We start from the raw sequence: 9,698 nt of genomic DNA on the forward strand, positions 1-9,698 counted from the left end.
GGCTTCAAGACCAGAGCGGGCGCGAAGCCATCTCCGCACCGAGCAGAAGAAGACCGACGAGGAAGACGCGCCGGAAGGCGGCGGGCGAGATGCGATTTCGGATCGCCTGCCCCGCTGCCATCCCTGCGAGGGCGGGTGCGACGAGAAGCAGGGACGCGACCATCTGGTCCTGCGGAATCGCACCGCGCCCGGCGAGCCCGGCGGCCAGCGCCAGCGTCGAGACCGTGAAGGAAAGGCCGAGCGCCTGCACCAGCTCGTCCCGCTCCAGCCGCAAAGCCTGAAGGTAAGGCACGGCCGGGATCACGAAGACGCCTGTCGCGCCCGTCACGAGACCCGTCACGAGGCCGACGAGGGGCGAAGCCCAGCGTTCCCACGCGCCGGGCACGGCGAAGGGGCGCGCTGCCAGCGTGTAGCCCGCGTAGATCACCAGCGCGATGCCGAGCGCCGTCGTCGTCAATGCGCCGTCACCGCTTGCAAGGAGGCCGGTGCCGGCGAGCGTCCCGGCGACGAGCGCGGCCATCATCGGCCAGAGGCGCCTCGCCAGAAGGCCGAAGGACGGCCCTGCCAAAAGCTGCCAGACGTTGGTGACGAAGGACGGCACAAGCAGGAGCGCCGCGGCGGCGAGCGGCGCGATGAGCGCGCCGAGAATGCCCATGGCGACCGTCGGCAGGCCCATGCCGGTGACGCCCTTCACCAGCCCTGCGAGGACGAAGGTAGCCGCAACGAGGATGATTTGAGCGGTGTCCATCCGGCCATCGCAACCCATCGCGCGCGCCAAGGCAATGCGGAAGCGCCGTTCTCAGCCTTCGGTCAGGCCGAACGCTGGCATGTCTTCGTCGGCTGCCTTACCATCGCGCAATGCGCTACGACCTGCCCGACCTGCGCCTCTTCCTCGCCGTCGTGGATGCCGGCAGCATCACGCATGGCGCGAGCGCCATGAACCTCTCGCTCGGGGCGGCCAGCGAACGCCTGCGCGAGATGGAGATTTCGGGCGGCGCGCCGCTTCTGGAACGACACAGGCGCGGCGCGCGCCCCACCCGCGCCGGCGACGCGCTTGCCCATCATGCGCGGTTGATCCTGCGACAGGTGGGCGCCATGCAGGCCGAGCTCGCCGAACACATGCGCGGATTTCGCGGCTCGGTACGCCTCCTTGCCAATTCGGCGGCGATGACGCAGGTGCTGCCCGAACGTCTCGGGTGTTTCCTCGCGGCCCATCCGACGATCGACATCGATCTCGGGGAGCGCGAGAGCACCGAGATCGTCAAGGCGGTGGCCGGCGATCTGGCGGAAATCGGGATCGTGGCCGATACCGTCGCCACGGGTGAGCTCGAGACGCTCCCCTTCGCGGATGACGCGCTGGTCGTGGTGATGGCGCGCGATCATGTCCTGGCCGGCACGCGCCGCCTGTCCTTCGCACAGATCGCCGGCGAGCCGCAGATCGGGTTCGACGGCGCGCTTCAACGGCATCTCGCCGAGCACGCCGCACGCGCCGGCCTTCGGCTTCGCCCGCGCCTCGTCCTTCGCAGCTTCGAGGCCGTCTGCCGGGCCGCCTCGACGGGAGCGGGCGTCGGTATCGTGCCGAAGGCGGCCGCGCGACATGCCGCACGGACTGCGCGGCTTGCGGCGGTGCCCCTGACCGACCCGTGGGCGCAGCGGCGGCTCATGATCTGCGTCAAGGACCCGGCGACGCTCGCGCCGACCGCCCGCCTTCTGTTCGACCACCTGAGCACGCAATCGGCACACGAGCGATCTGGCGCTCGCCTCGCTTCGCCTTTATAGGAGCGGCAGGCGAGACCGAGCGTCTTGCCGATGCGGGCGTGGTGGAATGGTAGACGCGGCGGCCTCAAAAGCCGCTTCCGCAAGGAGTGTCGGTTCGAGTCCGACCGCCCGCACCACCGACTGACACAGATCTCAAAATCCGGTTCCGCAAGGAGTGTCGGTTCGAGCCCGACCGCCCGCACCACCGTTCGGCCTTCCGCCAACCTATGGGGTTTGCGGGCGCACCGCCACCCAGCCGCGGAAGCTGAACCCTGCGTAGAAGAGGTCCACGTCTTCGAACCCCGCAGCTCTCAGGAGAGCTTCGTCCTCGTCCGGCGATAGCACGGGCAGCGCGAGCATGCCGTGCGGGTACGGGACGCCGGCATAGGCTGCGTAACGCGCGAGCCATGTCGAAGCCTCTCCGCGATCGAAGCTGTGATGGACCAGAACGAGGCGCGCGCCCGGTCGAAGGCGCGCATGGACGCCGGCGAGCGTTTCGCGGCGCGTGTCCTCGTCGAGAAAATGCATGACGAGGATGCAAGTGGCGCCATCGAACGGCTCGAGCGGCAATTCTTCGACGGTGCCGTGGACGAGATCGACAGCACGGGGACCCTCGCCCAGTGTCTTGCGCGCCAGGTCCAGCATGACGGCGGATGGATCGACACCAGTCATCCGCCACGCCGGCTGCAGTTCCGCGAGCGCCTTCAGTTCCAGCCCGCCGCCTGCCCCGACGATGAGGACGCGTCCGTCCGGCGGTGCGTGCTCGGCGAGCAGAAGCGCTGCCATGCGGTGGAGATCGGCAAAGCCCGGCACCTGTCGCGGTGGCCGCTCGGCATAGCCGGCGACACTTGCAGCGTCCGCGAAGGGATCGCACGGAGCGGGCCGCGCCGCCTTCCTGAAACGGTCCTCCATCGGATCAACCGAAAACGAGGCTGCGGTGAGCGGCCGTACCGGCGGTGACGCCGTCGGCGACAGCCCAGCTCACACTGTGCGGGGCGCGCGCGATGTCACCGGCCGCGAAGACGCCGGACACCGTCGTCATCCGGTCGGCGTCGGTACGGATCACCGGCCCCATCGGCCCCTCGTCGACGATGCAGCCGAGTTGCGCGGCAAGCGGGCTCGAGAGCGTGGAACGCGGTGCGACGTAGAGCGCGTCGATCGGCACCGTCCGGCCTTCGAGCCGCACTGCTTCGAGGGACCGATCCGCGCCCCCGAGAGCAACGACAGGCTCAGGCTCGATCGCGATGCCGAGCGCGGCAAGGGCCGCGCGTTCCGCGTCGTCGATGGGATGGCCGTTGAGAAAGAGTGTCACCGGGCCCCATTCACGCACGATCCGCGCCTGGTGAAGCGATCCGGGTGCGCTGTAAAGGACGCCCAATTCGCGATCGGAGAACTCGAAGCCGTGGCAATAGGGGCAATGGATCACGCTTCGACCCCAGCGCTCTGCAAGACCCGGCACCTGCGGCAGCGTATCGTTAAGGCCGAAGGCAAGGATGAGACGCCGTGCCGTTGCTTCCGTCCCATCGGCCGCGCGCACGAAGAATCCGCCTTCAGTCGTTCCGGCCTCGATGGCGTTGCTGGTCGAGAGCGCGACCGTCGGATAACTCGCGAGCTGTTCGCGCGCGGCAGCGAGGATGGCCAGCGGCGGCTTTCCGTCGTGGCCGAGAAAGCCATGCGAAGTCTGCGCGAAGCGGTTGCGCGGGGCGCCGGTGTCGAAAACCAGCACGTCGGCCCGCGCCCGTCCGAGATAGGTCGCGGCGGCCAGTCCGGCGAAGCCGCCTCCCACGATGATCGCGTCATGCATCTGCGCTCTCCTACAAAGTCCAGTTAGGTAACTTCATATGTTACTTATTGGACCGCCGATCAAGCGGCGGTGGCGCGCGGGGGCAGATTGGCAGATCAGTTTCAGCGCGTCGGCGCATGGACCTTTTCGAGATCGGCGGCTCCACCTCCGGCGCCGAGCTTGCGGCGTGCATCGGCCAGAAGCTCTTCCAGCGTGACCTCGCCGAAACGTTCGAGGAGAAGGGCTTCGGCCGCGTCGAAGGCACCGTCGAGCGTGGTGTTCACTGCCTGCTCGACAAGGCATTCCGGTGCTTCCACGCGGTTGCCGATCGCCAGAAGCCGCGGCTCGCCGACGGCTCGGTAGATGTCGAGGAGGGTGACGCGGGAGAAGTCGCAGGCGATCGACCAGCCGCCGCCAGGCCCTTTGCCAGCCGCGACGTAGCCGCGTTCGCGCAGGCCCGCCATGATGCGGCGCACGACCACCGGGTTTGTCTGCATGGCGAGCGCCAGCCTCTCCGAGGTGACAGGTTCCTTCCGGTCGGCCAGATGAAGCAGAACGTGGAGGACGCCGGACAGGCGGCTGTCGGTTCTCATGGCTCCGAGGTGTCCTCGCGCACTCCGGCCGTCAAGCGTCGGCGGCGAACCGGCGAAAATCGATCGCGCCTGCCATCTCGTCGATCATGCCGCGATAGACCGCGTTCAGCCGCTCCGAAGGTTGCTGCCCGTCGAGCCGGCGAGTCAGCGGATCCTCGGCGTGGATCGCGCTGCCCGAAAGCACCTCCAGCACGGCATGGCCGCAGAAGGGCACATGCGCCTCCGAGTAGCCGCCCTCGTGGACGAGGACGAGCCGGCCGCCGCACAGGGCTTCGGCCCGCTCCTTCACCATCTGCGCCATCCGCGCGAAGGTCTTCGACGATGCCAGCATGCGCGACAGCGGGTCGACGCCCGAAGCGTCGTAGCCGCAGGCGACGATCACGATGTCCGGCCGATAGGCGTCGAGCGCCGGCAGGACGATGCGCTCCATCGCGTGGAGATAGGCCTCGTGGCCGGCGCCCGGCGCCAGCGGCACGTTGACATTGAAGCCCTCGCCGCCCCCCTCGCCGCGATCGTCGGCGCCGCCCGAATTCAGCGGATAGTTGCGATCCTGATGCAGCGAGATCGTCAGGACATCCGGCCGATCGTAGAAGATCGCTTCCGTGCCGTTGCCGTGATGGACATCCCAGTCCACCACCGCCACGCGCTTCGCCTTGCCGGCGCCAAGCGCCGCTTCGACGGCAATCGCAATGTTGGCGAGGAGGCAGAAGCCCATCGGCGTGTCGCGCGTGCAGTGATGGCCGGGCGGGCGCGAGAGCGCGTATGCGTTGGTCTGCCGCCCGTCGAGCACGGCGAGGACGGCCTCCTTGGCAAGCCCCGCCGAAAGCGCGGCGATGTCGTAGCCACCGGGGCCGAAGGGCGTGCGCTCGCCGAGTTCGCCGCCGCCCGCGGCGCTCATCTCGCGGAACCGCTCCAGATAGTCGGCCGGATGAACGCGCAGGAGATCGTCGTCGCTGGCGGGCGGCGCGGAGGAGACGGCCAGCTCGCCGATCAGCCCGGTGGCTTCGAGAAGGTTCTTGAGCCGCCGCTTGGTCTCCGGGCTCTCCGGCAGGCCACCGCTCGCCAAGGGCTGGACGAGACCGCCGACGGGCAGGAGAAACGTGTAGTTGCCGCCCGTGTGCCAGAAGCAGCGCTCGTCCCACCAGAAGCCCGTCGTCATGCCGCCCCTTCCTTTGTTTCCTTGAGGAGTGTGCGACGCGCAGTACCGCGCTGTCGAGCCTCAGTGCCCCCGGATCAGCCCGCCGTCGATGCGGATCTGCGAGCCGGTGACGTAGCTGGCGCGCTCGCTGGCGAGGAAGGCCACGACATCGGCGAACTCCTGCGGCTCGCCGTAGCGGCCGGCCGGGATCTGCCCGCGCGAGGCCTTGCGCACGGCTTCGATGTCCTGCCCCGTGCGGCTCGCCGCCGCCGCGTCGAGCTGGGCGAGACGGTCGGTCGCGATCCGCCCCGGCAGCACCGAATTCACCGTCACGCCGTCGCCCGCAACCTCGTCGGCCAGCGTCTTGGCGTAGCCGACGATCGAGGCGCGCAGCGCGTTCGACATGCCGAGATTGGGGATCGGCTGCTGGACGCCGGACGAGACGACATTGACGACCCGCCCCCACCCCCGCGCGCGCATCGCAGGCACGAGGCGTGCGGTGATGGCGAAGGTGGCGTTCACCATCGTCTCGAAGCTCCTCGTCCATTCCTCGCCGGAGACTTCCAGCACCGAGCCGGGACGCGGGCCGCCGCCATTGTTGACGAGGATGTCGATGTCGGTCGCGCCGCTCTGCCCGAGTGTTTCGAGCGCCGCGGAGACGCTGGCCGGGTCGGCGAGATCGACAAGGAGAGTGGAAGCGCCACCCGGTCCCGTCATGGCATCGGCAGCCGCCTTCGTGCGCTCGGCGTCGCGTCCGGCGAGGACGACATGCGCGCCCTCTTCGTTGAGGGTGCGGGCGATGGCGGCGCCGATACCGCGTGTGGCGCCGAAGACAAGGGCGCGCTTGCCGTTCAGTCCGAGATCCATGAGGTCAGCCCTTCAGCTTGGTGTCGAGAAGCTTGGCATCGAGGCGGCCCATCAGCTCGTCGAGCTCCTGGAGGTCGCGCGCTGCTAGCTTGGGGCCCGGATGGCGCACATGGGCGGTGGCGATCGCGCCGCGCCGGCGCAGGATTTCCTTGCGCACGGCAAAACCAAAGCCGAGCTGCTGCTCGTGGCGCAGGATCGGGAGATAGAGGTCGAACAGATCCTCCGCCTCCTCGTTGTCGCCGGCCTCAAAGCGTTCGCACACGCCGACCAGCATCTCCGGATAGGCGAAACCGGTCATCGCGCCGTCGACGCCGCGCCGCAGCTCCTGCGGCAGGTGCAGGCCGCCATTGCCGACGAGGATCGAGACGCGACGCCCCTTGCCGGCATCCGAGCGCTCGCGCAGCTTCGTGATCTTGGTCAGGCCCGGCGATTCCTCGTGCTTCAGCATCACGAGGTTGGGGAAATCGTCGATCAGCCGGTGCAGGACCGCAACCGAGGTCGAGACGCCGGTCGTCTGCGGATAATCCTGGTAGCAGACCGGGATGCCCTCAAGGCGCGAAAGCACCGTCTCGAAGTAGCCGTAGACCTGGTCGTCGGTCTTCAGGCCGGGGATCGGCGCGACCATGACGCCCGCCGCGCCCTTGTCCATTGCGTCCCTGGCGAAGCGTACGAGGTTGTCCGTGCCGGGGTTGCTGGCGCCGACGATCACTGGCTTCGTGCCGCTAAGGCGCGAAAGATAGCGCTCCAGAAATTGCGTCGATTCGGCCGGCGTCAACTTCGTCGCCTCGCCTAGAATGCCGAGGATCGTGAAGCCGGTCGCGCCCTTCTCGACGTAAAAATCCACAAGCGTGTCGACGCTTTGGAGGTCGAGCGACCCATCTTCGCCGAAGGGCGTGGGCGAGATGACGTAGACGCCTCTGGTGGTCTCGTCGATGCGCGGCGCACTCATGAGTCTCTTCCTCCTCGTCAGGCAAATTCGGCACCCGCTGCTGTAGGCGGGCCTTCCCCATCGGTGAGTAGGTGATGGTGGAAAGGCTGGCAAGCGCGGGGCGTCCTTCCGCAGAGGCTCGCATTTCCCAGACCCTCAGGCTCCCCAGAGCCTTATGCGCTCGTATATGAATTTCTGATCATTCGATCCAAATTACGTGGCCTTTCGAATATTGCGCCGCGTCAGACGTCATGCACTAATGCCCATCTCCTGCACTTGTTCATTTTTAGAGCAGGCACGGTTTTTCGATGGAGACCTTCATGATGCGCCTTCGTCTTTCGTCTTCCCTTGCCGCATTGGCCGTGATGGCCACCACCGCCGGCGCACCGGCGCAGGAAGCGCTGCGCACCGCGCTCGACGGCACCTTCGCCCCGCATGCGATGCCGACGATGAGCGGCGGCGTCGAGGGTTTCAACGTCGATCTCGCCGCCCTGATCGGCGAGCGCCTCGGCCGCGAGGTCGAGGTGACGGCCGCGCAGTTCTCCGGTCTCATCCCGGCACTGCAGGCCGGCACCTACGACTTCCTCTCCGCGCCCGTCACGGTGAACGAGGAGCGCGCCGCGAACCTTCTCTTCACCGAAGGCTTCATGGACACCAACTTCGCCTTCGTCGTGCCGGATGCGAGCGCGGGCGAGTATGAGACGCTGGACGACTTCCGCGGCAAGACCATCGCCGTCAATCGCGGTTCGGCCTATGACAGCTATCTTGCCGAGAATGCCGCCGAATACGGCTGGACGGTCGAGGCGTTCGGCACCAACACGGACGCCGTGCAGGCCGTTCTTGCCGGCCGCGCGGACGCCAACCTCGCCGGCGCCACGGTTGCCGCCTGGGCCGCGCAGCAGACGCCGGGCCTCGCCCTCTCCTACGAGATCGAGACTGGCCTCGTCTGGGCTCTGTCCTTCCGGCAGGACAGCGAGGAGATGCGCAACCTCGTCGATCGCGCCATCGAGTGCCTGAAGATTGACGGCTCCATGGCCGAGTTGTCGGAGAAGTGGTTCGGCGTCACGCCGACCGAGGGCACGACCATCGTCACCCCGACGCCGGGCTACGGCGTGCCGGGATTCCCCGGCTATGTCGAGGACGACCACCAGCCCTCCTGCGACAACCTCTCGTAACGGGCGGCAGGATCGCGCGACGATGCCTCGCCCCGCCCTCGAAATCGTCTCGCTGTCGAAGAGCTTCGGCAAGGCGCAGGTTCTGCGCGACATCTCGCTGGCGGTGGCGCCGGGCGAACTCGTCTGCCTGATCGGGCCGTCCGGCTCTGGCAAGTCGACGCTCCTGCGCTGTTGCAACAGGCTGGAGGAGCCGACGGGCGGCGACATCGTGATCGAGGGGCGCAACATCCACGGCGGCTCGGCGCGAGACCTGCAGAGGATGCGCGCGCGCACCGGAATGGTGTTCCAGAGCTTCAACCTCTACCCGCATCTCGATGTGATGGGGAACGTCACACTCGCGCAGCGAAAAGCGCTTGGACGAACGCGCGAGGCGGCCGTGGCCAAGGCACGCGAAATGCTGGCGATGGTGGGGCTCGCCGAGAAGGAAAGGGCCTACCCGGCCGAACTTTCGGGCGGACAGCAGCAGCGCGTCGCTATCGCCCGCGCGCTGGCCCTCGACCCGACGGTGATGCTCTTCGACGAGCCGACCTCGGCGCTCGACCCCGAACTCGTCGGCTCGGTGCTGGCCGTCATGCGCGAGTTGAAGACACGCGGCATGACCATGCTGGTCGTCACCCACGAGATGGCTTTCGCGCGCGAAGCGGCCGACCGCGTCGTCTTCATGGATGGCGGCGTGATCGTCGAACAGGGCCCGCCCGAGGCCGTGTTCGGCGCGCCGAAGATGGAGCGCACGAGAGCATTCCTCCAGCGCCTCGGCGGCGTGCGCGCGGAGTAGGCCGGTGGAGCGCTTCCTCGACACCTTCTTCAACCCGGCGACGATCGCAAGGTACACGCCCGCCGTCATCGAGGGCGCGTGGATCACGATCCAGCTCGCGGTCGCCGTCACCGTGGCCGGCACGCTTCTCGGCCTGGCGCTGGCCATGCTGCGGACCTTCCGCCTGCCCGTCGTCAATCTCCTCATCGTGGCCTTCGCCGATATCGGCCGCGCGCTGCCGCCGCTCGTCGTCATCCTTCTGTTCTATTTCGGCCTGCCTGGCGTCGGCATCCGCCTGTCGGGGCCGATGGTGGTCTTCGTTGTCCTCGCGCTGACGCTCGCAGCCTTCGCGGAAGAGGCGTTCTGGGCCGGTTTCACATCCATTCCGCGCGGCCAGTGGGAGGCGGGAAGCGCGACGGGCCTGTCCTTTCCCTCGACGCTCCTCTTCGTGGCGCTGCCGCAGGCCGTGCGCCTCGCCACCCCGCCGCTCGTCAACCGCATTCTCGCCATCTCGAAGATGACCGCGCTCGGCTCGGTCGTCGGCGTGCAGGAAATCCTCGGCGCGGCGAGTGCCGCCCAGAGCCTTTCGGGCTCGGCAACGCCGCTCGCGATGGCCGCGATCGCCTATCTGATCGTTTTCCTGCCGGTCACCGTCGGCGCGCGGCTCCTCGAACGCCGCCTCGCGTGGAAGAGCTGAGGGAG

General features: G+C 68.1%; 11 protein-coding genes and 1 tRNA gene. 5 read left to right on the forward strand and 7 right to left on the reverse strand.

Going from position 1 to position 9,698, the window contains the following annotated elements:
- Positions 1 to 4: 4 nt before the first annotated feature.
- Complete coding sequence (locus tag H1343_RS15645) at positions 5 to 748, reverse strand: sulfite exporter TauE/SafE family protein (protein WP_185983759.1); 744 nt, start codon at positions 746 to 748, stop codon at positions 5 to 7.
- Between the two features lie 110 nt (positions 749 to 858).
- On the opposite strand from H1343_RS15645, the gene H1343_RS15650 reads away from it, so the two are divergent.
- Both H1343_RS15650 and H1343_RS15655 read left to right on the forward strand, forming a co-directional pair.
- Positions 859 to 1,779 (forward strand): LysR family transcriptional regulator, encoded by a 921-nt coding sequence (locus tag H1343_RS15650; RefSeq protein ID WP_185983760.1) that lies wholly within the window; start codon positions 859 to 861, stop codon positions 1,777 to 1,779.
- A gap of 32 nt (positions 1,780 to 1,811) precedes the next feature.
- Positions 1,812 to 1,895, forward strand: a tRNA-Leu gene (locus H1343_RS15655).
- 88 nt (positions 1,896 to 1,983) lie between these two features.
- Here H1343_RS15655 and H1343_RS15660 read toward each other — a convergent pair.
- The 6 genes from H1343_RS15660 to H1343_RS15685 form a co-directional block, all read right to left on the reverse strand.
- Positions 1,984 to 2,670, reverse strand: coding sequence for a class I SAM-dependent methyltransferase (locus tag H1343_RS15660; RefSeq protein ID WP_185983761.1), 687 nt, complete (start codon positions 2,668 to 2,670; stop codon positions 1,984 to 1,986).
- A 4-nt stretch (positions 2,671 to 2,674) separates the two neighbouring features.
- Positions 2,675 to 3,562: an NAD(P)/FAD-dependent oxidoreductase gene (locus H1343_RS15665; protein WP_185983762.1), complete on the reverse strand. Its 888-nt coding sequence runs from the start codon at positions 3,560 to 3,562 to the stop codon at positions 2,675 to 2,677.
- A 101-nt stretch (positions 3,563 to 3,663) separates the two neighbouring features.
- Positions 3,664 to 4,134 (reverse strand): Rrf2 family transcriptional regulator, encoded by a 471-nt coding sequence (locus H1343_RS15670; protein ID WP_185983763.1) that lies wholly within the window; start codon positions 4,132 to 4,134, stop codon positions 3,664 to 3,666.
- Positions 4,135 to 4,165: 31 nt separating this feature from the next.
- Positions 4,166 to 5,293 (reverse strand): class II histone deacetylase, encoded by a 1,128-nt coding sequence (locus H1343_RS15675; RefSeq protein WP_185983764.1) that lies wholly within the window; start codon positions 5,291 to 5,293, stop codon positions 4,166 to 4,168.
- A 60-nt stretch (positions 5,294 to 5,353) separates the two neighbouring features.
- On the reverse strand, positions 5,354 to 6,139 hold the full coding sequence (locus H1343_RS15680; RefSeq protein WP_185983765.1) for an SDR family oxidoreductase: 786 nt from the start codon (positions 6,137 to 6,139) through the stop codon (positions 5,354 to 5,356).
- Between the two features lie 4 nt (positions 6,140 to 6,143).
- Entirely contained in the window at positions 6,144 to 7,088 is a 945-nt protein-coding gene (locus H1343_RS15685) for a dihydrodipicolinate synthase family protein (protein WP_185983766.1), read from the reverse strand.
- A 299-nt stretch (positions 7,089 to 7,387) separates the two neighbouring features.
- On the opposite strand from H1343_RS15685, the gene H1343_RS15690 reads away from it, so the two are divergent.
- The 3 genes from H1343_RS15690 to H1343_RS15700 are packed head-to-tail and all read left to right on the forward strand — an operon-like array spanning position 7,388 to position 9,693.
- Positions 7,388 to 8,242: a transporter substrate-binding domain-containing protein gene (locus tag H1343_RS15690; RefSeq protein ID WP_210270047.1), complete on the forward strand. Its 855-nt coding sequence runs from the start codon at positions 7,388 to 7,390 to the stop codon at positions 8,240 to 8,242.
- Between the two features lie 22 nt (positions 8,243 to 8,264).
- Entirely contained in the window at positions 8,265 to 9,017 is a 753-nt protein-coding gene (locus H1343_RS15695; RefSeq protein WP_185983767.1) for an amino acid ABC transporter ATP-binding protein, read from the forward strand.
- A gap of 4 nt (positions 9,018 to 9,021) precedes the next feature.
- Positions 9,022 to 9,693: an amino acid ABC transporter permease gene (locus tag H1343_RS15700; RefSeq protein ID WP_185983768.1), complete on the forward strand. Its 672-nt coding sequence runs from the start codon at positions 9,022 to 9,024 to the stop codon at positions 9,691 to 9,693.
- The last annotated feature ends 5 nt before the right edge of the window (positions 9,694 to 9,698 follow it).

The organism is Aureimonas mangrovi (assembly GCF_014058705.1).
Classification (GTDB): domain Bacteria; phylum Pseudomonadota; class Alphaproteobacteria; order Rhizobiales; family Rhizobiaceae; genus Aureimonas; species Aureimonas mangrovi.